At 74.2% G+C, this 24908-nt stretch carries 19 protein-coding genes and 1 other RNA gene; 14 read left to right on the top strand and 6 right to left on the bottom strand.

The window, feature by feature from the left end; genetic code table 11:
- Nucleotides 1-14: 14 nt before the first annotated feature.
- The 4 genes from CP977_RS13310 to CP977_RS13295 all read right to left on the bottom strand — a co-directional run bounded on the left by CP977_RS13310 (nt 15) and on the right by CP977_RS13295 (nt 7885).
- Nucleotides 15-890: a carbohydrate ABC transporter permease gene (locus CP977_RS13310; protein WP_062755140.1), complete on the bottom strand. Its 876-nt coding sequence runs from the start codon at nt 888-890 to the stop codon at nt 15-17.
- On the bottom strand, nt 887-2236 hold the full coding sequence (locus CP977_RS13305) for a carbohydrate ABC transporter permease (protein ID WP_152370153.1): 1350 nt from the start codon (nt 2234-2236) through the stop codon (nt 887-889). The genes CP977_RS13310 and CP977_RS13305 overlap by 4 nt, the downstream gene beginning before the upstream one ends.
- 10 nt (nt 2237-2246) lie before the next feature.
- Nucleotides 2247-3605 carry an ABC transporter substrate-binding protein gene (locus tag CP977_RS13300; RefSeq protein ID WP_152370152.1) on the bottom strand — a complete coding sequence of 453 codons (1359 nt, stop codon included), beginning with the start codon at nt 3603-3605 and terminating at the stop codon, nt 2247-2249.
- 146 nt (nt 3606-3751) lie between these two features.
- Nucleotides 3752-7885 carry an FtsK/SpoIIIE domain-containing protein gene (locus CP977_RS13295; protein ID WP_152370151.1) on the bottom strand — a complete coding sequence of 1378 codons (4134 nt, stop codon included), beginning with the start codon at nt 7883-7885 and terminating at the stop codon, nt 3752-3754.
- Between the two features lie 500 nt (nt 7886-8385).
- Here CP977_RS13295 and CP977_RS13290 point away from each other — a divergent pair, with 500 nt between their 5' ends.
- The 5 genes from CP977_RS13290 to CP977_RS34820 all read left to right on the top strand — a co-directional run bounded on the left by CP977_RS13290 (nt 8386) and on the right by CP977_RS34820 (nt 14119).
- Nucleotides 8386-10179: a serine/threonine-protein kinase gene (locus CP977_RS13290; protein WP_104860512.1), complete on the top strand. Its 1794-nt coding sequence runs from the start codon at nt 8386-8388 to the stop codon at nt 10177-10179.
- 107 nt (nt 10180-10286) lie between these two features.
- Nucleotides 10287-11528: a serine/threonine-protein kinase gene (locus CP977_RS13285; protein WP_104860513.1), complete on the top strand. Its 1242-nt coding sequence runs from the start codon at nt 10287-10289 to the stop codon at nt 11526-11528.
- A 75-nt stretch (nt 11529-11603) separates the two neighbouring features.
- The gene (gene prfB, locus CP977_RS13280; protein WP_062755152.1) at nt 11604-12707 is read left to right on the top strand and encodes a peptide chain release factor 2; all 1104 of its coding nucleotides are present in this window, start codon (nt 11604-11606) and stop codon (nt 12705-12707) included.
- 582 nt (nt 12708-13289) lie between these two features.
- Nucleotides 13290-14033: a hypothetical protein gene (locus CP977_RS13275; RefSeq protein ID WP_243900491.1), complete on the top strand. Its 744-nt coding sequence runs from the start codon at nt 13290-13292 to the stop codon at nt 14031-14033.
- A complete protein-coding gene (locus tag CP977_RS34820) occupies nt 13970-14119 on the top strand; it encodes an LPXTG cell wall anchor domain-containing protein (RefSeq protein ID WP_243900492.1) in 150 nt (49 codons plus the stop codon). The genes CP977_RS13275 and CP977_RS34820 overlap by 64 nt, the downstream gene beginning before the upstream one ends.
- A 127-nt stretch (nt 14120-14246) precedes the next feature.
- Here CP977_RS34820 and CP977_RS13270 read toward each other — a convergent pair whose 3' ends face one another.
- Nucleotides 14247-14429 (bottom strand): hypothetical protein, encoded by a 183-nt coding sequence (locus CP977_RS13270; protein WP_062755156.1) that lies wholly within the window; start codon nt 14427-14429, stop codon nt 14247-14249.
- Nucleotides 14430-14662: 233 nt separating this feature from the next.
- Between CP977_RS13270 and ftsE the strand changes: the two genes are divergently transcribed.
- From ftsE to ssrA, 5 genes are all read left to right on the top strand, one after another.
- A complete protein-coding gene (ftsE, locus tag CP977_RS13265) occupies nt 14663-15352 on the top strand; it encodes a cell division ATP-binding protein FtsE (RefSeq protein ID WP_053648390.1) in 690 nt (229 codons plus the stop codon).
- Nucleotides 15353-15381: 29 nt separating this feature from the next.
- Nucleotides 15382-16299 (top strand): permease-like cell division protein FtsX, encoded by a 918-nt coding sequence (gene ftsX, locus CP977_RS13260; protein ID WP_062755158.1) that lies wholly within the window; start codon nt 15382-15384, stop codon nt 16297-16299.
- 78 nt (nt 16300-16377) lie between these two features.
- On the top strand, nt 16378-17565 hold the full coding sequence (locus CP977_RS13255; protein ID WP_152370150.1) for a S41 family peptidase: 1188 nt from the start codon (nt 16378-16380) through the stop codon (nt 17563-17565).
- Nucleotides 17566-17583: 18 nt separating this feature from the next.
- The gene (smpB, locus tag CP977_RS13250) at nt 17584-18123 is read left to right on the top strand and encodes an SsrA-binding protein SmpB (RefSeq protein ID WP_208420706.1); all 540 of its coding nucleotides are present in this window, start codon (nt 17584-17586) and stop codon (nt 18121-18123) included.
- 102 nt (nt 18124-18225) lie between these two features.
- Nucleotides 18226-18618, top strand: a transfer-messenger RNA (tmRNA) gene (gene ssrA / locus CP977_RS13245).
- A gap of 26 nt (nt 18619-18644) precedes the next feature.
- On the opposite strand, the gene CP977_RS13240 is transcribed toward ssrA, so the two are convergent.
- On the bottom strand, nt 18645-20024 hold the full coding sequence (locus tag CP977_RS13240) for an MFS transporter (protein ID WP_229991625.1): 1380 nt from the start codon (nt 20022-20024) through the stop codon (nt 18645-18647).
- An 83-nt stretch (nt 20025-20107) separates the two neighbouring features.
- Here CP977_RS13240 and CP977_RS13235 point away from each other — a divergent pair, with 83 nt between their 5' ends.
- The 4 genes from CP977_RS13235 (at nt 20108) to CP977_RS13220 (ending at nt 24843) form a co-directional block, all read left to right on the top strand.
- Entirely contained in the window at nt 20108-21076 is a 969-nt protein-coding gene (locus CP977_RS13235; protein WP_152370149.1) for a LysR family transcriptional regulator, read from the top strand.
- Nucleotides 21077-21273: 197 nt separating this feature from the next.
- Nucleotides 21274-22629, top strand: coding sequence for a nitrate/nitrite transporter (locus tag CP977_RS13230; RefSeq protein WP_062755162.1), 1356 nt, complete (start codon nt 21274-21276; stop codon nt 22627-22629).
- 84 nt (nt 22630-22713) lie between these two features.
- A complete protein-coding gene (locus CP977_RS13225; protein ID WP_062755164.1) occupies nt 22714-23850 on the top strand; it encodes a uroporphyrinogen-III synthase in 1137 nt (378 codons plus the stop codon).
- Between the two features lie 198 nt (nt 23851-24048).
- Complete coding sequence (locus CP977_RS13220) at nt 24049-24843, top strand: hypothetical protein (RefSeq protein WP_063915175.1); 795 nt, start codon at nt 24049-24051, stop codon at nt 24841-24843.
- Nucleotides 24844-24908: the final 65 nt, after the last annotated feature.

The raw sequence follows: 24908 nt of genomic DNA, 5'->3' as shown, positions 1-24908 counted from the left end.
CCCGCACGGGGAGGTCACTTCACCGCGCCCGCCATCACCCCCGACGCGAACTGGCGCTGGAACGCGAAGAACACCGCCAGCGGCACCACCATCGACAGGAACGCGCCCGGGGCGAGCACGTCCACGTTGTTGCCGAACTGGCGGACCTGCTGCTGGAGCGCCACCGTGATCGGCGGCGACTGCGAGTCCGCGAAGATCAGCGCGATCAGCATGTCGTTCCAGACCCACAGGAACTGGAAGATGCCGAGCGAGGCGATCGCCGGGCCGCCCAGCGGCAGCACCACCCGGGTGAACAGCCGGATCTCGCCCGCCCCGTCGAGCCGCGCCGCCTCCAGGAGTTCGCGCGGGATCTCCGCGAAGAAGTTCCGCAGCAGGAAGATCGCGAACGGCAGGCCGAAGGCCGTGTGGAAGAGGACCACCCCGGCGGTCGTCTCGAAGAGCCCGACCACCCCGAACAGCTTCGACACCGGCACCAGGGCGACCTGCACCGGCACCACCAGCAGGGCGACCACGCCCAGGAACCACCAGTCCCGGCCGGGGAACTCCAGCCACGCGAACGCGTACCCGGCGAACGAGCCGATCACCAGGACCAGCAGCGTGGCCGGGACGGTGATCAGGACGGTGTTGAGCAGCGAGCCGGTGATCGTGTCGTTCGCGAGCAGATGGGCGTAGTTCTCCGTGGTCAGCCGGGCCGGGGCCGTGAACACCTCCCACCAGCCGCTCGCCGCGATGTCGGACGGCGAGCGGAGCGAGGAGAGCAGCAGCCCGACCGTCGGCATCAGCCAGAACAGGCCCGCCAGGACCAGGAAGACCCGGACCGCGCCGGACGCGGCCAGGGACGCGAGCCGCGCCGCCGGGGAGCGCGAAGGCCTTGCGTCGGTCGTGCTCATCGGCGGGCCTCCCTGCGCATGCGGCGGATGTTGAGGACCATCACCGGGACCACCAGCAGGAGCAGCAGGACGGCGATGGCCGAGCCGACCCCCAGGTCCGCGTCCGTGCCGAACGACGAGCGGTACAACTGGAGCGCGAGCACGTTCGCGTCGTCCTGCGCCGAGCCCGGCGCGATCACGAAGACCAGGTCGAAGATCTTCAGCACGTTGATCATCAGGGTGACGAGGACGACCGCGAGGACCGGGGCCAGGAGCGGCACCGTGATCCGGCGGAACACCTGCCACTCGTTCGCCCCGTCCACCCGCGCCGCTTCGAGCAGTTCGCGCGGCACGGCCGCCAGCCCGGCCCCGATCAGGACCATCGCGAACCCGGCCCACATCCACACGTACGCCCCGATGATCGCGGGCGTGACGAGCGACGGGCCCAGCCACTCGACGCCGTTGTACTGTTCCCGGAAGTTGCTCGCGGGCAGCCGGAGCAGGGCCCCGTCCGCGCGGTCGGCGGGCAGCGCGAACGTGCCGTCGGCCGCCGCCGTCGCCGTGGCGACCACCTTCCCGTCCCGTACGGCCTCGATCCGCAGGCCCGCGAGGCCCCGTTCGGCCGGATCGACCTCGTTCGGCCGCCCGCCGCCGCCCCGGGTGAAGTCCAGCCAGGCCGTGCCGGTGACCGTGCCCGGGTCCGTGCCGGCGGGCTCGGCGGCCGGGCGCGCGCCCTCCGGCATCTGCGCCGGCGCCACCCCGACCAGCGGGAGGCGTACGGGCCGCCCGGCCCGCACCGGCTCCTTCGTCACGAACGCGCCGTCCCCGGCCGCCTTCAGCGGGTGCACGGGCAGCGGTCTGGCCTTCGGGAAGACGGAGGACTCGGCGAAGGTGTCGTGGACGCCGACCCAGACGGCGTTCGCGACGCCCCGGTCCGGGTCCTGCTCGTACACCAGCCGGAAGATGATCCCGGCGGCCAGCATCGAGATCGCCATCGGCATGAAGACGAGCAGCTTGAACGCGGTTCCCCAGCGGACGCGTTCGGTCAGGACCGCGAAGACCAGGCCGAGGGCGGTGGCGACCGCGGGGGCCACCACCAGCCAGACCAGGTTGTTCTTGACGGCCGTGCGGAGGGAGTCGTCGGTGAACAGGGACAGGTAGTTGTCGAGGCCGACGAAGGAGGAGCCGGAGCGGTCGAAGAGCGAGCGCTGGACGGAGTACCCGATCGGGTAGACGACGAGCGCGCCGAGCAGGAGCAGGGCGGGCAGCAGGAAACCCGCCGCCACGATCCTGCTCCGTCGCCCGTCCCTTCGGGTCCCCTCCGTTCCGGTCGTGCTCCTCGCGCGCGTGGCGGTGGTGGAGGACATGGCCGGGACCTCAGCCCTTCGCGGCGGCCCGGTACGCCTTCGCCGCGTCCGCCTCGAGCCGCGCCTGGGTCCCGGCGACGTCCTTCGGGTTCTTCAGGAAGTCCTGGAGCGCCTTCCACTCGCCCTTGCCCGGCGTCCCGCCGAACGACTGCGGCATCTGGTCCGACATGTCGAAGCGGAAGTCGTCCCCGGCCCCGACCAGCGCCTCGGCGATCCCGCGCTGGACGTCGTTCGGGTACGCCGCCGGGTCCAGGTTCTTGTTCGGCGAGAGGAAGCCGCCCGCCTCCGCCCAGATCTTCGCCGCGTCCGGGGAGGCGAGGAAGGCGAGGAGCGCCTGCGCGCCCCTGGTGTCCTTGAGGGCCACGGCCGCGTCGCCGCCCGTCACCACGGGCACGGTCCCGGCGTCCCCGACCTTCGGGAAGGGGAAGGCCTTCGCGTCCGTGCCGATCTTCGCCTCGGTCTGGGCGATGTTGACGGCCGCGAAGTCGCCCTCGAAGACCATCGCGCCCTTCGGCTCGGCGCCGCCCGTGAAGGTCTGCGTGACCGAGGCCGGGTACTCCGTCTGCAGCGCGCCGCTCGTGCCGCCCGCGAGCAGCGACGGCTTCCCGAACAGCTCGGCGAGCGTGGTCAGGGCGGCGGTGACGGACGGGTCCGTCCACTTGATCTCGTGCTTCGCCAACTGGTCGTACTTCTCCGGGCCCGCCTGGGAGAGGTAGACGTTCTCGAACCAGTCGGTGAGGGTCCAGCCGTCCGCGCCGCCGACCGAGACCGGGGTGACGCCGGAGGCCGAGACGGTCTCGGCGGTGGCCAGGAACTCCTTCCAGGTCTTCGGCTCGGTGGCGCCCGCGTTCTCGAAGACGGCCGTGTTGTACCAGACCAGGGACTTGTTGGCGGCCTTGAAGTAGACGCCGTACTGGGTGCCGTCCACCGCGCCGAGCTCCTGCCAGCCGCGCGAGTAGTTCGCGGCGAGCTGGGCCTTCGCCTCCGGGCCGACCGGTTTCAGCCACTTCTGGGCGGCGGCCTGCTGGATCGCGCCCACCTGCGGGAGCATCGCGACGTCGGGCGGTGAGCCGCCCGCGATCTTCGTCCCGAGGAAGTTCACGATCGGGTCCTGGGCGGGCACGAACGTCACGGTCGCGCCGGTCCGCCGCTCGAACTCCTTCAGGACCTTGGTGAAGTTCTCCTGCTCCGGGCCCGTCCAGACGGCGGCGACCTCGATCTTCTCGCCCTTCAGGGAGAGGTCGCCGGTGGGTTTCGCCTCCGGGTCCTTCGTGCCCCCGTCGCCGCAGCCCGCGAGGGCGAGCGCGGCGAGCGTCGTGAGTGCCGTGAAGGTCACCGCGGCCTTGCGTGGACGAAGAGTTGTACGCATCGCTGCCCCGTCTCTTTCGTGCGCTGAGCTGTCCCGTGCCGACAGGTCTACGCCCGGTGATGCGGGGCCGCAATACCGCCTTCCGTGTCAAGTGGACGATCGTGATTGCCTCGTGACGTGACGTCAGGAGGTGTTTCCGGAGGGTTTCAGGTGTGGGCGACGGGGGAGAGGGGCGGCACGGGAGTCGCCTCCACCGAGCGGGCCGCCCGGTCGAGCGCGCTCGCCAGGAGGGCCAGGTCCGTCGGCCCGTTGCCCAGCTCGCGGACCGGGCGACGGGTGGGCGGATCGCCCATCCGCTCCCACTCCAGCGGGACGACCGTCGGCCGGAGCGTCGCCGTCCGGGGGATCCGGCCGGTGACGCGGCCCGTCTGGAAGGGGGTCACCCGGCCGTCCGGGTGCCCGAGCCGGCCCCGCCCGGCCGCCGGGACGTCCGGTCCCGCCGTCACCGGGGGCGCGTCGAGCACGATCCGCAGCCGGGCGCTGTGGACCGGCTCGGTGTCGGCCGTGCGGTCGGGGCGGGCCGAGGCCACGACGAGGTGCACGCCGAGCCGCTCGCCGTGCCGGGCGACGGCCTCCAGGGCCCGCACGACGGACCCGGCGGCCGGCCGGCCGGGGGCGCCGAGCGCGGGTGCGACCAGGGCGTCGAAGTCGTCGACCAGAACGACCAGCCGGGGCAACGCCCCGGCACCCCGAACCCCTGCGGCCTCACCGGAACCCGATCCCGAAGCCGGGGTGGGCCGGGGAATCCGGACACCGGTGTCCTCGCCCCGGGGGACGCGCCCGCTGGGCCGATCGGCGAGATCACCGGCTCCGGTACGGGGCACGCGCCCGCTGGGGCGGTCGGTGAGGTCGCCGTCGCCGGTGCGGAGGGTGCGGCTGCTCGGGTGGCCGTTCAGGTCGTCGGCCCCCGTACGGGGCACGCGTCCGCTCGCACGGCCGTCGAGGTCGCCCTCGCCCGGGTACGGGCTCCGGCTGCTCGTCCGGGCGCCGAGGTCGCCGTCGCCGGTGCGGTAGGTGCGGCTGCTCGGGCGGCCGTTCAGGTCGTCGCCTCCCGCACGGGACACCCGTCCGCTCGCGCGGCCGTCGAGGTCGCCCTCGCCCGTCCGGGGCGTGCGGCCGCCGGAGCGGTCCTCCGGACCGCCCCCGCCGTCCCGGCGCGGCAGCCGTCCGCTGGGCGTGTCGGCCAGGAACGCGTCCGCCCCGTCCCGTCCCGGGCCGCTTCCGGGGCGGGGCACGCGCCCGCTGGGGCGGTCGGTGAGGTCCCCGTCGCCGGTGCGGAGGGTGCGGCTGCTCGTACGTCCGCCGAGGTCGCCGGCCCCGGTGCGGGGCACCCGTCCGCTCGGGTGGTCGGTGAGGTCATTGGCTCCGGTGCGGTAGGTGCGGCCGCTCGGGTGGCCGTTCAGGTCGTCGGCCCCCGTACGGGACACCCGTCCGCCCGCGCGGCCGTCGAGGTCGTCCGCGCCCGGGTACGGCGTGCGGCTCGACGGGCGGGTGCTCCGGCTGCTCGGGAGGGCGCCGATCGTGCCGTCGCCCGTGCGGAGGGTCCGGCCGCTCGGATGGTCGCCGGTGTCCGGGAGCCGGACGGTCGCGCGGGCGCCCCGGGGGACGGACTCCGCCGCGCTCGGCGCGCGCTGCCCGATCAGCCGCTCGGCCACCTGCGGGGCGCGGGCGCCCCGGCGGTCGGCGAAGGGCGTGTCGCCCAGGAGCTCGGCCCGCCGCTTCAGCTCGGCGCCCAGCGCCTGCGCGAACTCCCGCATCCGGACCGGGTCCGAGGCGACCAGGTGCTCGGTGACGTGCGGCAGCTCCGTGCAGGCCGCGAGTCCTTCGCCGCGCTCGCCGCCCGCCCCGTCCACCAGGAGCAGGCCGAGCCGGTCGGGGCGGCCGCCCGCCGCGAGCGAGGCGGCGATCGAGCGGAGCAGCTCCGTGCGCCCGCTGCCCGCCGGGCCCTCGATCAGCAGGTGCGGACCCTCCTGGGTGAGGTCTACGGCCAGCGGGCCGCGCGGGCCCGCGCCCAGGACGGCCGTCCCCTCCCCGGCGGAGGCCCAGCGGGCCATCAGGGAGGCGGGGGTCGCCCGGGCGAGGCCCAGCTCGTCGAGCAACCGGGAGGACGGGGGCAGCGCAGCGGCCCGCCCGTGCGGCGCCGCCGGGGTCTCCGGCCGCAGCGGGGCGAGCGCCCGCCCGAACCGCTCGGCCCAGGCGACGGAGACCGCGTCGACCACGCCGACGGTCCCGTGGCCCGCCACGCGCCCGCCCGCCGTCCGCAGCAGCCGCAGCGCCGTCGCCACGTCCCCGCTGAGGAGCGCGGCGGCCCCGCACTCGCGGAACGCCAGGGACGCGGCGCACGCGGCCTCGTAGGTCGCGGCCACCGGCGACACCGGGGAGGCGGAGGGCGCCTCGGCCAGACAGAGGAGGTGGATGCCGGCGGCCGCCCCGGCCCCCGCGAGCCGCGCCACGGTCTCGCGCAGCGCCGCCGTGCCCGGGTCGCCGTCCACGACGACCACCGTCCGGGGCCCCTCGTAGCGGGCGGCGGCCTCCGCGACGGACGCGCGGTCGGCGCTGGGCCAGCCGGGCCCGAGCGGGCCGTCGTCGAGCCGCCGGGTCAGCTCGGACGTACGCGCGTGGGCCTGCTCGCGGTCGTACGCCAGGAGCAGCCGGCAGTCCTGGCCGTGGGCCGGCCGGACGTGCGGGAGCCAGCCGAGCCAGCCCCAGGCGCGGCGCCGCTCCTCCAGGGGGCGGTTCCGGTCGGCGCTGACGAGGACGACCTCCAGGTCGGAGGGGGAGTGCAGGGCGGCGAGCTGGGCCACCACCGAGCGGGCGAACCCGGCGAGCCGGTCGCCGGGGCCCGCGAGACCGAGCGAACCGGCCTCGCGCAGCCCGACGGTGACCGGCACCCCGGAGAGCTCGGCGCGGTCCGTGGTGCCGAGCCGCACCACCAGGGACTCGGGGTGGTCCGGGTCCCGCTCCCAGAGCCGGGGGCCGGGGCCGAGGGCGGTGAGCAGGACGGTGGCCGGGTCGGGCCAGGTGTCGGCGCCCGGCCCGGGACCGCGGGTGCCGGTACCCGCGTCCGGTCGGGCGCCCGCGTGCGTCTCGGGGACCGGCCGGGGCCCGGCGGCGGGGGCCTGGGGCTCCTCGCGGCCCCCGGCGAGGCGCCGGGCCCACGCGCCGAGCCCGCGCCTGCCGCCCGCCCGCGGCGCGGCCTGATCCGTCGAGACCCCGCCGCCACTCCCGGTGCCGCCGTGGCCGTACGGGTCGCGGGAGTCGCCGTCGCGCCCGCCGTCCCCGTGCCCGTCGGAGCCGTACGAGCGCGGGTCGTGGGCGGAGCCCTGCGCACCGCCGTACGGGTCGCTGTGCCCATCGCCGTGGCCGCTGTCGTACGAGCCGCCCCGGCCGCTTCCGTACGAGCCGCCGTGACCGCTTCCGTACGAGCCGCCGTGACCGCTTCCGTGCAGGTCGCCGCGCCCGCCGCCGTACGGCTCGCCCCGACCGTTCCCGTACGGGTCGCCGTCGGCCGTACCGCCGCCCCCCGCGTGCGCGTGCCCGCCCCCGTGGGTCGTGTCGTCGGCCGCCGGGCCGATCGGGGCCGCCCCGAGGCCGCCCGCCGGGCGGACCGGCCCGCCGGCTCCGCGCGTGAGCCGCAGGTGGCCCTCGCCGTCCGGGGCCGTCGTCACCGCGGCCGTACCGCCGGGGAGGCCGTCGTCGGGGCCCGTCAGGCGGAGGGCGGACTCGCCGAGGCGCAGCAGGGCGCCGGGGCGGAGCCGGACCGGGCGCTCGCCGACGGGGGAGCCGTCGAGGGTCGTGCCGTTCGTGGAGCCGCGGTCGGCGACCGTGACCCGGCCGTCCGCGCCGACCGTCACCGTGCAGTGCGCGCGGGAGACGTCCGGGTCGTCGAGCGGGACGTCGGCGTCGACGGAGCGGCCGATCCTGACCGTCCCGCCGTGCAGCAGGTGCACCCCGCCCGCGTCCGGCCCCGCCACCACGTGCAGCCGGGCGGCCGCGGTCTCCCCGGCCCGGTCGTCCGGCCCGGGGACCTGGAGCGAGAGCACGGCGCCGTCGACCAGCGGGGGCTCGCCGAGCACGCAGCGCCGGGCGTCCAGCCGCTCCGCGCCCGCGTGGAGCACGGTCGTGCCCGAGGCGGAGGTCTCGGGGCCCGTGACGGCGGCGGCCAACTGGGAGGCCACGGCGGAGAGCGCCGTCCCGGCCGGGGCGGTGACGAGCACGTCGCAGGCGCGCGCGGCGCCGTGGCCGGCGTGCGGCGCGAGGACGGTCAGCCGGATCTGCATCGCCGTCAGCGGTCCCTTCTGCGCGACGTGCCCGGCAGGGGAACCGCCCGTGTCTCCCCCCACCCGGCACGGACGCGTCGTCCGGTACAGGTCGGCACGGCGCGGGGCTCCCGACCCCATCGGTGCGACGTGCTGGAGGCATCCTCGCACCTGCCACCGACAGCGCGCCCGCCGGTCGGCCACAAGTGATCTTGAATGGTCGGCAGTGGGCGCGAAAATGCCCGGTTGGGCATGCCTTCGGAACGTGTCCGGCAACCGTCCCGCACGGAGAAGCGTCTTCTTCCGGACAGGACCGGGGTACGTTCCGGACATCTTCGGTCAGGGCGCACCCCCGGGAGCGCCCCGCGGACGCCCGGCCGGCGACCCGTCCGGACCGGCCATGATCGGCCGCGCAGGCCCTAAAGTGGGTCGGACACCCGGACGGGTCACAACAGAGCACAGGGACCGCGGGGACAGCACCGGAACCACCCCAGGACCACGATCAGCAGGGAGCGCGTGACGTGCGGCCTATCGGCAGCAAGTACCTGCTCGAGGAGCCGCTCGGCCGCGGCGCCACGGGCACCGTCTGGCGAGCCCGCCAGAGGGAGACGGCGGGCGCCGAGGCGGCCGTGGCCGGCCAGCCCGGCGAGACCGTCGCGATCAAGGTCCTCAAGGAGGAGCTGGCCAACGACGCGGACATCGTGATGCGCTTCCTGCGCGAGCGGTCCGTGCTGCTCCGGCTCACCCACCCGAACATCGTGCGCACCCGCGACCTGGTCGTCGAGGGCGACGTCCTCGCCCTCGTCATGGACCTCGTCGAGGGCCCCGACCTGCACCGGTACATCCGGGAGAGCGGACCGCTCACCCCGGTCGCCGCCGCCCTCCTCACCGCCCAGATCGCCGACGCGCTCGCCGCCAGCCACGCCGACGGCGTCGTCCACCGCGACCTGAAGCCGGCCAACGTCCTGCTCGCCGAGCAGAACGGCGAGATGCACCCGATGCTCACCGACTTCGGCATCGCGCGCCTCGCCGACTCCCCGGGCCTGACCCGCACCCACGAATTCGTCGGCACGCCCGCGTACGTGGCGCCCGAGTCCGCCGAGGGGCGCCCGCAGACCTCCGCCGTCGACATCTACGGCGCCGGCATCCTCCTCTACGAGCTGGTCACCGGCCGCCCGCCGTTCGCGGGCGGCACCGCCCTGGAGGTCCTCCACCGCCACCTCAGCGAGGAGCCCCGCCGCCCCTCGACCGTGCCCGGCCCGCTGTGGACGGTCATAGAGCGCTGCCTCAGCAAGGACCCCGACCGGCGCCCGAGCGCCGTGAACCTGGCCCGCGGCCTGCGCGCGGTCGCCGCCGGCATCGGCGTGCACGCCACGCCCGCCCAGATCGAGGCGGCGGAGGGCGTCGGGGCGCTCCTGGCCCCCGACCCGGCGCCCGCGCCGGTCCCGGAGACCCCCGGGGCCGCCGACCCGACCCAGGTGATGTCCCACGGCGCGCCCGGGGCCGCCGACCCCACCCAGGTGCTGCCCGCCGGGGCCGGGGCGCCGCAGTACGACCCCGCCGGCGCGACCAGCGTCCTGCCGGCCGGCGGCCCGGGCGCCGCCGACCCGACGGCCGTCCTGCCCCCCGTGCCGCCGAACCCGCCGCAGGGCGGACAGGGCGAGGATCCGCACCCCTGGCAGAGCCAGCTGCGCGCCGCCCGCGACCGCAACGAGCAGACGCAGGTGCAGTACCTGGACCCGAGCGAGGACCCCCTGCGCCGGCGCCCGCAGCGCCGGCCGCAGCAGCCCCCGCACCCCCCGCAGAACCAGCAGCCTCCGCAGAACCGGCAGCAGCAGCCCCCGCCGTACCAGCAGCAGCGGCCGGCCCCGCAGCGGCCCGCGCCCCAGGCGTACCAGCCGCAGCACCAGCCCCAGCAGTACGCGCCCCCGCCGCCGCCCGCCCCGCAGCAGCAGTACGCCCCGCCCCGGCAGCAGTACGCGCCCCCGCAGCCGCCGCCCCAGGCCCCCGCGCCCCGCGAGCCGCGCCCGCCGCGCGAGCCGCGCCGGCGCAGCGCCAACCCGGTGCGGATCCCGGGCCTCGGCTGCCTCAAGGGCTGCCTGGTGATGATCGTCCTGTTCGTGGTCGCCGGCTGGCTCGTCTGGGAGCTGACCCCGCTCCAGAGCTGGATCGCCGAGGGCAAGGGCTACTGGGAGGCGATCGGCGACGGCGTCTCGTCCTTCACCACCTGGGTCTCCGACCTGTTCGACAGCGCGAGCACCGGCACCGGCACCAGCTCCGGAAACACGGGTGCTACCGGCGGTACGGGACAGTAATACTGTTGATTTGTCGACTTCCGAGGGGTGTTTTCCCCTCGGAAGTGACGACCGGCGCCCGCGGACGCGTACGTTTGGCGTGAACCGCAGCCGCTGAGGGAGCAGTCTTGGCACGGAACATCGGCAGCCGCTACACCGCCCACCAGATCCTCGGGCGGGGCAGCGCCGGAACGGTGTGGCTCGGCGAGGGCCCCGAGGGGCCCGTCGCCGTCAAACTGCTGCGCGAGGACCTGGCCTCCGACCAGGAGCTCGTCGGCCGCTTCGTCCGCGAGCGGACCGCCCTGCTCGGCCTCGACCACCCGCGCGTGGTCAAGGTCCGCGACCTCGTCGTCGACGGCAACGACCTCGCCCTCGTCATGGACCTGGTGCGCGGCACCGACCTGCGCACCCGCCTCGACCGCGAGCGCCGCCTCGCCCCCGAGGCCGCCGTCGCGATCGTCGCCGACGTCGCCGACGCCCTGGCCGCCGCGCACGCCGCCGGGGTCGTCCACCGGGACGTCAAGCCCGAGAACATCCTGCTCGACATGGAGGGCCCCCTCGGCCCCGGCGGCGCCCACCCCGCCCTCCTCACCGACTTCGGCGTCGCCAAGCTCATCGACACCCCCGGCCGCACCAAGGCCACCCGGATCATCGGCACCCCCGACTACCTCGCCCCCGAGATCGTCGAGGGCCTCCCGCCGCGCGCCGCCGTCGACATCTACGCCCTCGCGACCGTCCTGTACGAGCTGCTCGCCGGCTTCACCCCGTTCGGCGGCGGCCACCCCGGCGCGGTCCTGCGCCGCCACGTCACCGAGACCGTCGTCCCGCTCCCCGGCATCCCCGAGGAGCTGTGGCAGCTCCTCGTGCAGTGCCTCGCCAAGGCCCCGGCCTCCCGGCTGCGCGCCTCCGAGCTGGCCGCCCGCCTCAAGGACGTCCTGCCGCTGCTCAAGGGCATCCCGCCGCTCGACGTGGACGAGCCCGACGCGGAACCGGCCCCCGAGCCGTACGAGGAGGACGGGTACGCCACCACGACCGGCGCCGCCGAGCCCGGCCCCCGCCGGGCCGCCGTCCCGCTCGTCCCCGGCGCCGCCCCCGACTCCCACCGCGACACCCACACCTCCATGCGGGTCCCGGCCCCCGACGAGCTCTCCGGGGGCCCCCTGGGCACGGCCCGCGCCCCCCGCCCGGCGGGCGCCCGCCGCCCCGGCTCGGCCCGCCACAAGGCGGACGCGGTCCGCAAGCGCCGGATCGTCCTCGCCGTCGCGGCGGTCGTGCTCGCGGGGGCGCTGGGCGTCGGCGGCTACCTCGCGGCCTCCGGCGACGGGGAGACCCCGCCGCAGGACACCAAGCAGTCCTCGCCGCTTCCGTAGGGTCCGTGGACCCGCCGGGACACCCCCCGGCGATCACGGGTTCGGCTCCCCGCCCGGAGCCGTTACGCTGGACGCGTGGCAGTCGTCGATGTATCCGAAGAGCTGAAGTCCCTCTCCTCGACCATGGGGTCGATCGAGGCCGTCCTGGACCTCGAGAAGCTGAGGGCCGACATCGCCGTGCTCGAAGAGCAGGCCGCGGCCCCGTCCCTGTGGGACGACCCGGAGGCGGCGCAGAAGATCACGAGCAAGCTTTCGCACCTCCAGGCCGAGGTCCGCAAGGCCGAGACCCTGCGCGGGCGGATCGACGACCTCGGGGTGCTCTTCGAGCTCGCCGAGGAGATGGACGACCCGGACACCCTCGCCGAGGCCGAGGCGGAGCTGGTCTCCGTCCGCAAGGCCCTGGACGAGATGGAGGTCCGCACCCTCCTCTCCGGCGAGTACGACGAGCGCGAGGCCCTGGTCAACATCCGGGCCGAGGCCGGCGGCGTCGACGCCTCCGACTTCGCCGAGCGGCTCCAGCGCATGTACCTGCGCTGGGCGGAGCGCCACGGCTACTCGACCGAGGTCTACGAGACCTCGTACGCGGAGGAGGCCGGCATCAAGTCGACCACCTTCGTGGTGAAGGCCCCGTACGCCTACGGCACCCTCTCCGTCGAGCAGGGCACCCACCGCCTCGTGCGCATCTCGCCCTTCGACAACCAGGGGCGCCGCCAGACCTCCTTCGCGGGCGTCGAGGTCCTGCCGGTCGTCGAGTCCTCCGACCACGTCGAGATCGACGAGTCGGACCTGCGCGTCGACGTCTACCGCGCGTCGGGCCCCGGCGGCCAGGGCGTCAACACGACCGACTCGGCCGTGCGCATCACGCACATCCCGACCGGCATCGTGGTCTCCTGCCAGAACGAGCGCTCCCAGATCCAGAACAAGGCGAGCGCCATGAACGTCCTCCAGGCCAAGCTCCTGGAGCGCCAGCGCCAGGAGGAGCGCGCCAAGATGGACGCGCTCAAGGACAGCGGCAGCTCCTGGGGCAACCAGATGCGCTCGTACGTCCTCCACCCGTACCAGATGGTCAAGGACCTGCGGACGGAGTTCGAGGTCGGCAACCCGCAGTCCGTCCTGGACGGCGAGATCGACGGCTTCCTGGAGGCGGGCATCCGCTGGCGCAAGCAGCAGGACCGATAGTCCCGCGCCCCCTCCTACCGGGCCCCGCACCGTGCCGGTGCGGGGCCCGGTCCCGTTCCGCCGCATTCACTGCTTATTCGCTGCCGCAAGCAAAAGACGGGCCGTCAGGACGCTTTGTCGACAAGGGAACTGACGCCGTGAGGCCCGTGGTTCAGGGTTTACGTCACAGTTGCATCAGCGCATGTCGGTCACCCGGTGATCTTTCGGGCATCGCACGCGCAACGACCTTGACGCTTCTTCGGAAACTCGGAAGGGTGGCGTACTGGCATGCGCATTTCTGGGGCGCGTGTGAACGGGGGCCGGTCCAGTCGTGACGCCGCCCCTGCCGCGCAGGCCCCGAGCGCTGCCCCATGACGAGATGAGCTACTGGGGGTAGCAGCCAGATGACCAACAAGACGCGGGTCCGCCTGGTGCGGGTCGCGGCCAGTGCCGTGATCATCGCCGGTGCGTCCCTGACGGCGGCCGGCGCCGCACAGGCCGTCAACAACGACGACGAGATCGCCAGCCTGAGCGTCGGTGCCCTGAGCGATCCGTGCGAGGAAGTGGGCGGCATCTGCGACCCCGGCGGCGCTGCTGCTGACGGTGGCGCGGCTGCCGATGGTGGCGCGGCCGCTGATGGCGGTGCGGCTGCCGACGGTGGTGCGGCTGCCGACGGTGGCGCGGCCGCCGACGGTGGTGCCGCTGCCGACGGTGGTGCGGCTGCCGATGGTGGCGCTGCGGCTGACGGCGGTGCGGCCGCTGACGGTGGTGCGGCTGCCGATGGTGGCGCTGCGGCTGACGGTGGTGCGGCCGCTGATGGCGGTGCCGCTGCCGACGGTGGTGCTGCCGCTGACGGTGGTGCGGCTGCCGATGGTGGCGCTGCGGCTGACGGTGGTGCTGCCGCTGACGGTGGTGCGGCTGCCGATGGTGGCGCTGCGGCTGACGGTGGTGCTGCCGCTGACGGTGGTGCGGCTGCCGATGGTGGCGCTGCGGCTGACGGTGGTGCTGCCGCTGACGGTGGTGCGGCTGCCGATGGTGGCGCTGCGGCTGACGGTGGTGCTGCCGCTGACGGCGGTGCCGCTGCCGACGGTGGCGCGGCTGCCGACGGTGGTGCCGCGGCCGACGGCGGCTCCACCACCACCAACGGTGGGACGTCCGGCAACGGTGGTTCCTCCACCGACGGCGGTGCCGGTGACTGCACCGTCGACGGCGTCGAGTGCGTCAGCAGCGGTGGTGGCAACAACCCCGACACCGACAGCGCCGACACCGCCGGCTCGCAGCCCGTGCAGCAGGGGCAGGCCAAGGAGGAGCTCGCCGAGACCGGTGCGGCCGAGACCTCGTTCCTGATCATCGGCGCCGCGACCATGATCGCCGGCGGCATCGGCTTCCGCATGCTGCCGCGCCTCGTCGCCGGCGGCCGCGCCGCCGCCTGACGGTTCCGTGCGTGACGAAGGGCCGGGGAGGCTTCCTCCCCGGCCCTTCGGTCGTACTCCGGCTCGTACGCGCCGCACAGGCGGCCTTGGGGCCTGCCCGGCGGGATCAGGGCCGTACGGGCGGCTCCTAGGCCGTACGGACCGCCGCGAGCAGTGCGATCGCCGCGAGGAGGGCGACCGCCAGGGTCAGCAGCATGGCGGGGGAAAGACCCTGGGGGGTCAGTCGCTCCCGGTTCGCGCGGCAGACGGGGCAGCGGCCCTCGGCGACCGGGGCCGCGCAGTTGGCGCACACCAGTCGGTCGTAGGTCATGCGCTCTCCTCCTCCCGCACTGGGGTACCCACCAGGGCAACGACCGGAGGGGTCCGGACGTTCCCCTACCACTGTGCCAGCTCCGCGCCGTTTCGGCGCGCCCCGCCGGCCCGTCGTGGTCCGCCCGGAAGGGCGAAAAGGATATACCGCGCAAGCCAGGACCGCGACTGCGAGGGCCGTCCCCGGTCGCGTAAGGTCACGCACACCTACTCCCGGCCGACCGTGGTGCATCCGTGATCCGATTCGACAACGTCTCCAAGTCCTATCCGAAGCAGAACCGCCCCGCGCTCCGGGACGTCTCCCTGGAGATCGAGAAGGGGGAGTTCGTCTTCCTCGTCGGTTCCTCCGGCTCCGGAAAGTCGACTTTCCTGCGCCTGCTCCTCCGCGAGGAGCGCGCCAGCCAAGGCCAGGTGCACGTCCTCGGCAAGGACCTGGCCCGGCTGTCCAACTGGAAGGTGCCGCACATGCGGCGCCAGCTCGGCACCGTCTTCCAGGACTTCCGCCTGCTGCCCAACAAGACCGTGGCCCAGAACGTGGCCTTCGCCCAGGAGGTCATCGGCAAGCCGCGCGGCGAGATCCGCAAGGCCGTGCCGCAGGTGCTCGACCTGGTCGGCCTCGGCGGCAAGGAGGACCGGATGCCGGGCGAGCTCTCCGGCGGTGAGCAGCAGCGCGTCGCCATCGCCCGCGCCTTCGTGAACCGCCCGATGCTGCTGATCGCCGACGAGCCCACCGGCAACCTCGACCCGCAGACCTCGGTCGGCATCATGAAGCTGCTCGACCGCATCAACAGGACGGGAACCACCGTCGTCATGGCGACCCACGACCAGAACATCGTCGACCAGATGCGCAAGCGCGTCATCGAGCTGGAAAAGGGCCGCCTCGTCCGCGACCAGGCGCGCGGCGTCTACGGATACCAGCACTGAGCCTGTAGCGAGTAGGAGAAAGCAGACCCATGCGCGCTCAGTTCGTGCTCTCCGAGATCGGCGTCGGCCTCCGGCGCAATCTCACGATGACCTTCGCCGTCATCGTCTCCGTGGCCCTCTCGCTCGCCCTGTTCGGCGGCGCGCTGCTCATGCGCGAGCAGGTCAGCACGATGAAGGACTACTGGTACGACAAGGTCAACGTCTCCATCTTCCTCTGCAACAAGGCCGACGCGGCCACGGCGGGCAAGTGCCCCAAGGGCGCGGTCACCGGCCAGCAGAGGGAGCAGATCGAGGCCGACCTGAAGAAGATGGACATCGTCGAGTCCGTCCAGTTCGAGACGACCGACGAGGCGTACAAGCGGTACAAGGAGCAGTACGGCGACACCGCCCTCGCCTCCGTCGTGACGCCGGACCAGATGCAGTCCTCGTTCCGGGTCAAGCTCAAGGACCCGGAGAAGTACAAGGTGGTCGCCACGGCCTTCGCCGGCCGGGACGGCGTCGAGTCGGTCCAGGACCAGCGGAACATCCTGCAGAACCTCTTCGACCTGATGAACGGCATGAACATCGCCGCGCTCGGCGTCATGGGCCTGATGCTGGTCATCGCGCTGATGCTGATCGTCAACACCGTGCGCGTCTCGGCCTTCAGCCGCCGCCGCGAGACGGGGATCATGCGGCTCGTCGGCGCGTCCAGCTTCTACATCCAGATGCCGTTCATCATGGAGGCCGCCTTCGCGGGGCTCCTCGGCGGCGGCGTCGCCTGCGTGCTGCTGCTCGTCGGCCGGTACTTCCTGATCGACCACGGCATCGCGCTCGCCGACAAGGTCCAGCTGATCCAGTTCATCGGCTGGGACGCCGTCTTCGCCAAGCTGCCGCTGGTGATCGCCATCGGGCTCCTGATGCCCGCCCTGGCGGCTCTCGTCGCGCTGCGCAAGTACCTGAAGGTGTGAGAAGGCACCCTCGCCGGCGGATGGCGTCGTACGGCCAAAGCCCGTGCGGCGCCCTCGCCTTGTCCTAGAGTGGGCGACATGCCGGACGGCACCGACCTTCTCTGTACCCGGCCCCGCGGAGTGCTCCGCGGGGCCGTTCTGACGTTCGTCTTCGCCGGCGTCCTCGCCACCGCCGCCGCCACGGGCTCGCTGCCCCGGCAGGAGCCGGCGGCCGGGCGGGCCGGGGCGCCCCCGGGCGCGGAGCGGGCGGCCCGGGAGCGCGCGCCCGTCGACAGCGCCGCCCTCAGGCGCGCCGCCGCCGCGGCCATGGCCGACGGCAAGTCGGGCAAGGAGGCCGCCGAGGAGTTCGTCAGCCGCAGCGGCGACCGCTGGGGCGCGGTGTACGACAAGCGGGAGTACGAGGAGTTCGAGCAGTCCCTCGACGGCTCCTACACGGGCGTCGGGCTCTCCGCGGGCCGGGCCGACGGGGACCGCGTCCGGATCACCCGGGTCCGGGCCGACGGCCCCGCCGCCCGGGCCGGACTCCGCGTCGGCGACCGGCTCGTCTCCGTCGACGGGCGCCCGGTCGACGGGCTCTCCGTCTCCGAGGCCGTCGCCCTGCTGCGCGGCGACGGGGTGCCGGGCTCGTCCGTCGCCCTGCGGGTCGAGCGCGGGCGCACCGCCTGGACGCAGACCCTGCGCCGGGCCCGGCTCGCGACGGACCCGGTGACCGTCCGCCGCCTCGACGACGGGGCCGTACTGATCCGGGTCGAGGCCTTCACCAAGGGCGTCGGCACGCGCGTGCGGGACGCGGTGCGGGAGGCACCGGCCGGCGCCGGGGTCCTCCTGGACCTGCGGGGCAACGCGGGCGGCCTGGTCGCGGAGGCCGCCACCGCCGCCTCCGCCTTCCTGGACGGCGGCCTCGTCGCCACGTACGACGTGGAGGGCGAGGAGCGGGCCGTGTACGCGGAGGGCGGCGGCGACACCGAGCGGCCCCTGGTGGCGCTGGTCGACGGGGGCACGATGAGCGCGGCCGAGCTGCTCACCGGCGCCCTCCAGGACCGGGGGAGGGCCGTCACGGTCGGCTCCCGGACCTTCGGCAAGGGCTCGGTGCAGATGCCGAGCACCCTGCCCGACGGCTCGGTCGCCGAGCTGACCGTCGGCCACTACCGCACCCCCGCCGGGCACGCCGTGGACGGACGGGGCATCACCCCGGACCTGTCGGCGGACGAGCGGGCCGAGGAGCGGGCGAGGACGGTATTGAGTGGCCTCGGAGGGGGCTCGTAGTGCGAAAATGACCGCACTATGGCAAAGGGAATCGTGAACGTGCAGGGCAAGCCTGCCAAGAAGAGCCAGGACAAGGCGCCGGAGCGCAAGCTGATCGCGCAGAACAAGAAGGCGCGGCACGACTACCTCATCATCGACACCTACGAGTGCGGTGTGGTGCTCATGGGCACCGAGGTCAAGTCGCTGCGGATGGGACGGGCCTCGCTGGTCGACGGCTTCGTCCAGATCGACGACCACGAGGCGTGGCTGCACAACATCCACGTCCCCGAGTACATGCAGGGCAGCTGGACCAACCACTCGGCCAAGCGGAAGCGGAAGCTGCTGCTGCACCGGGAGGAGATCGACAAGCTGGAGGCGAAGTCGCAGGAGACGGGTCACACGATCGTGCCCCTCGCGCTGTACTTCCTGAACGGCCGGGTCAAGGTCGAGATCGCCCTCGCCAAGGGCAAGAAGGAGTACGACAAGCGCCAGACCCTGCGCGAGAAGCAGGACACGCGCGAGACGAACCGCGCCATCGCGGCGGCCAAGCGGCGCCAGCGCGCGGGCCAGTCCCTCTAGCCGGCGACCCGGCCCCCGGGAATACGCTGGCGACGGCCGCCGTTGGTCACGTACGATGGGGCACGCACCCCACGGCGGGTGCGACCTTTGAAAAATCAACATGGGGATGATCGGTTTCGACAGCGGATACCGATGCAGAGGAAGCGTGTCGAGGAAGCGGCAATGATCTCGTAAACCATATGTCGCAACCAATAATCGCCAACTCCAAGAGCGATAACTCCCGCTTCGCCCTCGCTGCCTAATTTCAGGTAACGAACAGAAGCCTCTGTGAGGAGCGTCAGCCCGGGGATGGTCCCGACCCGGATCCTGGCGTCATCTAGGGATCTAAACCTCTAGCCCCGGTCACGGGGGTTGGAGGGAAACCAAACAGTGACTGAGCCCGTCGGAGACTTGTCCGCGTGATCTCCGGGGCCGAGAAACTCGTAGCGGACTGCACACGGAGAAGCTCTGTTTCCGTACCGTTGGACGCGGGTTCGATTCCCGCCATCTCCACTCATCCCATGTGGGCGAAGGCCCGGTGGTCACCACGACCGCCGGGCCTTCGTCATGCCTGCGGCCGCGTCCCGCGCCGCACACAGGGCCAGCGCCGTCGTCGCCGCCGCGAGCGGGATCAGGAAGCCGAAGGACGGGAACGGGGCGTGGTCGGCGGCCCAGCCGCCGGACGCCGAGCCGGTCGCGATGCCCGCCAGGAGGGCGGTCACGGCCAGGGTCATGCCCTCGTTGAGCCGGTCCGCGGGCGTGAGGCGCTGGACCAGGCCCATGCCCGTCACCATCGTCGGGGCCGTGGCCATGCCCGCCACGAGCAGACCGGCGGCCAGGGCGAGCAGCGAACCGGCCGAGGCGGCGAGCAGCGGCAGCGCCATCAGGACCGTCATCGCCGCCAGGCAGGTGCGCAGGCGCGCCGTGCGGCGGGCCCGGCCGTAGAGCAGGCCCGCGGCGCAGGAACCCGCCGCCTGGAGGGCGAGGACCGGTCCGGCGACGGGCCCGTCCACGTACGCCAGCGTCACCACCTCCATCGAGCCGAAGACCGCCCCGGTGGCCAGGAAGACCGCGAGCAGCGGGACCATGCCGGGCGCGCGCAGCGGGGAGCCCGCCGGGGTGCGCGGGGCGACCGGCGGCTCGGTGGAGCGCTGGGCGGCGAAGAGGAGCGTCCCGCCGAGGAAGAGGGCGGCCGCGGCGAGCGTGCCCGCCTGCGGGAAGAGCGCCGAGCAGAGGACGGCGGCGAGCACCGGGCCCAGCATGAAGCAGAGCTCGTCGGCGGCCTGCTCGAAGGAGTTCGCGGTGTGCAGCGCGCCCGGGTCGTCCCGCAGCAGGTGCGCCCAGCGGGCCCGGGACATGCCGCCCGTGTTCGGGGAGGTGGCGGTGAGCGCCACCGTCGCGAAGAGCGCCCAGACCGGGGCCCGTTCGTGGACGCACAGGGCCAGGACCAGATGGCCCAGGGTGGCGTACGCGGCGGCCGGGACCGCGATCCGGGCCTGGCCGTGGCGGTCGACCAGCCGGGCGATCAGGGGCGCGGTGACGGAGCCGACGGCGAGCCCGGTGGCGGTGACCGCGCCGGCCAGGGCGTAGGAGTCGTACACCGCCGCGATCATGATCACGGCACTGACGCCGAACATGCCCGCGGGCAGCCGGGCGATCAGCCCCCAGGCGGCGAAGGCGCGGGTGCCGGGACGGGCGAAGAGGAGGCGGTAGGGGTTGCGGGCGCCGACGGCCGGGCGGCCGGGGCCGCCGGCCTTACGGGCGGGGTCGTCAGTCGTACGGACGGGGGCGTGCGGGCGGGGACTGCTCGTCCTGGTGGCGGGGACGTACGGGCGGGCGGTGTCGGTCGTGCGGGCGAAGTCGTCGTAGCGCGGCGCGAGCGCCGGGCCCGCCGGGGTCAGGGTGAGGTCCGGTTGCGGCATGGACCAAGGTTCGGGCGCGCCGTCCCGCCCGGTCCAACACCTGATCGGTGGCCATTCACGCACCCGTGTTGTTGAATGCGGCGGTGCCCCCCTCGTACGACACCGACCCCCGCCTCCTGCGCGCCTTCACCGCCGTCGCCGAGGAGCTGCACTTCACCCGCGCCGCCGCCCGGCTCTACGTCGCCCAGCAGGCCCTCAGCCGGGACGTCCGGCGCCTGGAGCGCGAGCTGGGCGCCGAGCTGTTCGTCCGGACCACCCGGCAGGTCTCCCTCACCCCCGACGGCGAGCGCCTGCTGCCGTACGCGCGCCGGGTGCTCGCCGCCCACGACGAGCTGGGAGAGGCCTTCCTGGCCGCGTCCCGGCCCCTCCTGGTCGACCTCAACAGCCCCGGCCTCGCCCACGAGCGCGTCCTGCGCCGGGCCCGCGAACTCGCCCCCGACCTCGAACTGATGGCCCGCTACGAGAGCGGCCTCACCGGCGCCGCGCGGGCCGTACTCGCCGGGCACCTCGACACCTCCTTCGGCCGCTACGGCGGCCTCGCGGCCGATCTGAGGGCGGGGCTCGGCTCCCAGTTCGTACGGTACGAGCCGATGGCCGTGATCCTGCCCGAGGACCACCTGCTCGCCGGCCTCCCCGAAGTACCGCTCGCCGCGCTCGCCGGGGAGCGGATCTACGCCGGGGCCGGGAACGAGCGCACCCCCGAGTGGACCGACCTCGCCGCCCGGCTCTTCGCAGGCCGCGGCATCGAACTCTCCCCGCCCGCCCCGCTCGCGGTCGGCAAGGAGGAGTTCCGCCGGATCATGGCCAAGCACCGGCACCCGGTCCTGGCCGTCGTCGAGTTCCCGCCCATGCCCGGCTGCGTCCTGCGGCCGCTGGTCGATCCCGTGCCCCTGTCGCCCGTGAGTCTGGTGTGGCGCAAGGGGCTCCGCCACCCCGGCCTGGACGCCCTGCGGGCCGCCGCCGCCGAGATCGGCGCCCGGGAGGGCTGGCTCGTCCGCCCGCCGGACTCCTGGCTGCCGGAGGACGAGCCGGGGCTGCCCGTACGGCCGTAGGGAGGGCCGGGGCTGCCCGAGGCCCCGGACGTGCCACGCGCGCGTGCCCCGCTCACAGCGACCCCGCCCCCCGGGTGAGAGCAAGGTTCCGCCGACGTCACCTCGCGGCACCGGGCTGAAACGCGGCCTCCCTAGCGTCGTTCGCAGGTGGACCGGGGCTGTGGACGCCCCAGGACCCGACCCCGCGGAGGTGCGACATGGGCGGCCGGTGGATCGAACGGTGGGAACCGGAGGACGAGGTCTTCTGGCGTGAGGAGGGGGAGCGGATCGCCCGGCGGAACCTGCTCTTCTCCGTCCTCTCCGAGCACATCGGCTTCTCGATCTGGAGCCTGTGGTCGGTCATGGTCCTCTTCATGGGACCGGAGTACGGCGTGGACCCCGCCGGCAAGTTCTTCCTGATCGGCACCGCCACCTTCGTCGGCGCGCTGATCCGGATCCCGTACACCTTCGTCGTCGCCCGCTTCGGCGGCCGGAACTGGACGGTCTTCAGCGCCCTGCTGCTCCTGCTGCCGACCGGCCTCGCCTTCGCGGTCATGGAGCCCGGGACGTCGTACACCACCTTCGTCCTGGTGGCGGCCCTCACCGGCGTCGGCGGCGGCAACTTCGCCTCCTCCATGACCAACATCAACGCCTTCTTCCCGCTGCGGAAGAAGGGCTGGGCGCTCGGCCTCAACGCGGGCGGCGGCAACATCGGCGTCCCCGTCGTGCAGCTCGTCGGCCTCCTCGTCATCGGGACCGCGGGCGCGATGCACCCCCGGATCGTGCTCGGCGTCTACCTGCCCCTGATCGTGGTCGCCGCCGTGTGCTCCGCGCTCTTCATGGACAACCTCGCCCCCGTCAGGAACGACACCGGGGCCGCGAAGGAGGCCGTGCGGGCCCGGCACACCTGGATCATGGCCTTCCTCTACGTCGGCACCTTCGGGTCCTTCATCGGCTACAGCTTCGCCTTCGGCCTGGTGCTCCAGACGCAGTTCGGCCGCACCCCCCTCCAGGCCGCCTCGCTCACCTTCATCGGCCCCCTGCTCGGCTCGCTCGTCCGGCCCGTCGGCGGCTCCCTCGCCGACCGGCACGGCGGCGCCCGCATCACCCTGTGGACCTTCGCCGCGATGGCCGCCGCGACCTCCGTGGTGATCTACGCCTCCGTGATCGAGTCGCTCGCCGTCTTCCTCGCCGGCTTCGTCTGCCTCTTCGTCCTCAGCGGCCTCGGCAACGGCTCCACGTTCAAGATGATCCCGGCGATCTTCCTCGCCCAGGGGCACCGGAAGGGGCTCGCGGGCGAGGCCGCCGAGGCGTACGGCCGGCGGCTCTCCGGCGCGTCCATGGGCATCATCGGGGCGGTCGGCGGGCTCGGCGGGCTCGGCATCAACCTGGCCTTCCGCCAGTCCTTCCAGACCTCCGGCACCGGCACCGCCGCCTTCGTCGCCTTCCTCGTCTTCTACGCGGCCTGCATGGGCGTCACCCGTGCGGTATACCTTCGACGTCCGGCGGCCGTGCCCGAGACCGCCGAGGCCGTCACGGAGCCGGAGCCCCGGCCCGGTTACGCGAAGGTGTGATCCACGGTGCCCGGCACGGACCGTAACGACCAGGAAATACGGACGAACCGCGTCCGTCACGCGTCCCCGTCAGGCTCTGCGTCCATGGACGAGCAAGAACACGGCCCCCTCGCCGGCTTCACCATCGGCGTCACCGCGGCACGGCGCGCGGACGAACTCATCGCCCTGCTGCGCCGGCGCGGCGCCGCCGTCGTCCACGGGCCCGCCCTGCGGATCGTGCCGCTCGCCGACGACACCGAACTCCTCGCCGCCACCAAGGAACTCATCGACCACGCCCCGGACGTCGTCGTCGCCACCACGGCGATCGGCTTCCGGGGCTGGGTCGAGGCCGCCGACGGCTGGGGGTACGGCGAGGAACTCCTCGCCGTCCTGCGGGACGTCGAACTCCTCGCCCGCGGGCCGAAGGTCAAGGGGGCCGTACGGGCCGCCGGACTGACCGAGTCCTGGTCGCCGTCCTCGGAGTCCATGGCCGAGGTCCTCGACCGGCTCCTCGCCGAAGGGGTGGCCGGCCGCCGGATCGCGCTCCAGCTGCACGGGGAGCCGCTGCCCGGCTTCGTGGAGGCGCTGACGGAGGGCGGGGCCGAGGTCGTCGGCGTCCCCGTCTACCGCTGGATGCCGCCGGAGGACGCCGGTCCGCTCGACCGGCTCCTCGACGCGGTCCTCGCCGGGGGCGTGGACGCGGTGACCTTCACCAGCGCCCCGGCCGCCGCCTCGCTGCTCTCCCGCGCGGAGGAGAAGGGGGCGCGGGCGGAGCTGGTCGAGGCGCTGCGGCACGACGTGCTCGCGGTGTGCGTGGGGCCCGTGACCGCGCTGCCGCTCCAGGCGGAGGGCATCGGCACGTACCAGCCGGAGCGCTTCCGGCTCGGGCCGCTCGTCCAGGTCCTCTGCACCGAGCTGCCCGCCCGCGCCCGGGTCCTGCCGGTGGCCGGGCACCGCGTGGAGATGCGCGGCCACGCCGTCCTCGTCGACGACGCCCTGCGCCCCGTCCCGCCCGCCGGCATGGCCCTCCTCGGCCTCCTGGCCCGCCGCCCCGGCTGGGTCGTCTCCCGCGCCGACCTCCTGCGCGCCCTGCCGGGCGCGGGCCGCGACGAGCACGCGGTGGAGACGGCGATGGCCCGCCTCCGCACCGCCCTCGGCACCCCGAAGCTGATCCAGACGGTGGTCAAGCGGGGCTACCGGCTGGCCCTGGACCCGGCGGCGGACGACAAGTACGACGGGTAGGCACGGGCGGGAGCCGACGGAGGCGGGCGCGCGGGGGCGGGCCCGGTCGGTGACACGATGTGATGAACCGAAGAGCGTTCGTGGCCGGAAGCGGGGCGGCGTTCTACCGTGTGACTGCGACCGGCGCGTACGACACGGGCGGCGGGGAGGACGACGGGGCCTCCCGGACACGGGCCGGAGCGGAAAGGGGGAGCCGCGGTGCTCGAGAACCTCGGCCGGTACGACGGCGCGCACGGCGACTACTGCAAGACGCACCTGTGCTGCCGCTGCCAGCAGCGGGCCTGGACGACCCGGCTGGGCGACGAGCGGCTCTGCGGGCTGTGCGCCTCGTGCTGCAGGGAGTGCGGCCGGGCGCCGGCACGGCACCTCGAAGGGCTGAACAACGGGCTGTGCGCCGAGTGCCGGGGCCGGTGCGCGCGCTGCGGCAACAGGAACCCGGAGCAGGGCACCTGCCCGTGCCGCACCTGGCGGAAGGGGCCGGGGAACGATCCGATCGCCTTCATCATGCAGGGCTTCCCCCAGCCCCTGCTCCAGGCGCTCGGCCACCGGTTCCCCCGGAGCCTGCCCGACATCCTCTTCGGCGAACTCGACCACCGCACCCCCGCCCAGCTCCTCGCCCGCGTCGAGAGGCGCTGGCACACCCGCTGGTCGCACGCCATCCACGAGCGCGACGAGGACGACCGGCGGCGCTGGTCCCCGCAGGAGATCGCCGAGTTCCTCGTCGGCCGCGGCCCCTGCCGGAACCCGGCCTGCGAGGACGGGTACCTCATCCACGACGACACGCCGTGCGGCCACTGCCGGCAGCCCGAGCACCGCTTCGTCCCGGGCACCGCCGAGACCACCTCCACCGGCGAACACGCCCGCAGAACCGCCGCCGAGATCCGCCGTGCCCTCCTCGCCGCCCGGACCGACCGGAAGAGGAAGCCGGACGTCCACACGGGCACGGGCATGGGCACGGGCACTTGGCCGCATCCGTCGCAGCGGGACCGGTAGCGCCCCGCCTGCGACGGGCCGGTGGAGGTGGTGAGGGGTGCCCGCCTGACACGGTGGCTTCCGGT

Source organism: Streptomyces cinereoruber (assembly GCF_009299385.1).
Lineage (GTDB): Bacteria > Actinomycetota > Actinomycetes > Streptomycetales > Streptomycetaceae > Streptomyces > Streptomyces bikiniensis.
The sequence above is the reverse complement of the archived record's forward strand: the minus strand, read 5'-3'. Positions and strand labels throughout refer to the sequence as shown.

Bases quoted from the DNA above. Each gene is read 5' to 3' on its own strand.
- CP977_RS13310 (WP_062755140.1), bottom strand. From the start codon at position 890: ATGAGCACGACCGACGCAAGGCCTTCGCGCTCCCCGGCGGCGCGGCTC.
- CP977_RS13305 (WP_152370153.1), bottom strand. From the start codon at position 2,236: ATGTCCTCCACCACCGCCACGCGCGCGAGGAGCACGACCGGAACGGAG.
- CP977_RS13300 (WP_152370152.1), bottom strand. From the start codon at position 3,605: ATGCGTACAACTCTTCGTCCACGCAAGGCCGCGGTGACCTTCACGGCA.
- CP977_RS13295 (WP_152370151.1), bottom strand. From the start codon at position 7,885: ATGCAGATCCGGCTGACCGTCCTCGCGCCGCACGCCGGCCACGGCGCC.
- CP977_RS13270 (WP_062755156.1), bottom strand. From the start codon at position 14,429: ATGACCTACGACCGACTGGTGTGCGCCAACTGCGCGGCCCCGGTCGCC.
- ftsX (WP_062755158.1), top strand. From the start codon at position 15,382: ATGCGCGCTCAGTTCGTGCTCTCCGAGATCGGCGTCGGCCTCCGGCGC.
- CP977_RS13255 (WP_152370150.1), top strand. From the start codon at position 16,378: ATGCCGGACGGCACCGACCTTCTCTGTACCCGGCCCCGCGGAGTGCTC.
- smpB (WP_208420706.1), top strand. From the start codon at position 17,584: ATGGCAAAGGGAATCGTGAACGTGCAGGGCAAGCCTGCCAAGAAGAGC.
- CP977_RS13240 (WP_229991625.1), bottom strand. From the start codon at position 20,024: ATGCCGCAACCGGACCTCACCCTGACCCCGGCGGGCCCGGCGCTCGCG.
- CP977_RS13230 (WP_062755162.1), top strand. From the start codon at position 21,274: ATGGGCGGCCGGTGGATCGAACGGTGGGAACCGGAGGACGAGGTCTTC.
- CP977_RS13225 (WP_062755164.1), top strand. From the start codon at position 22,714: ATGGACGAGCAAGAACACGGCCCCCTCGCCGGCTTCACCATCGGCGTC.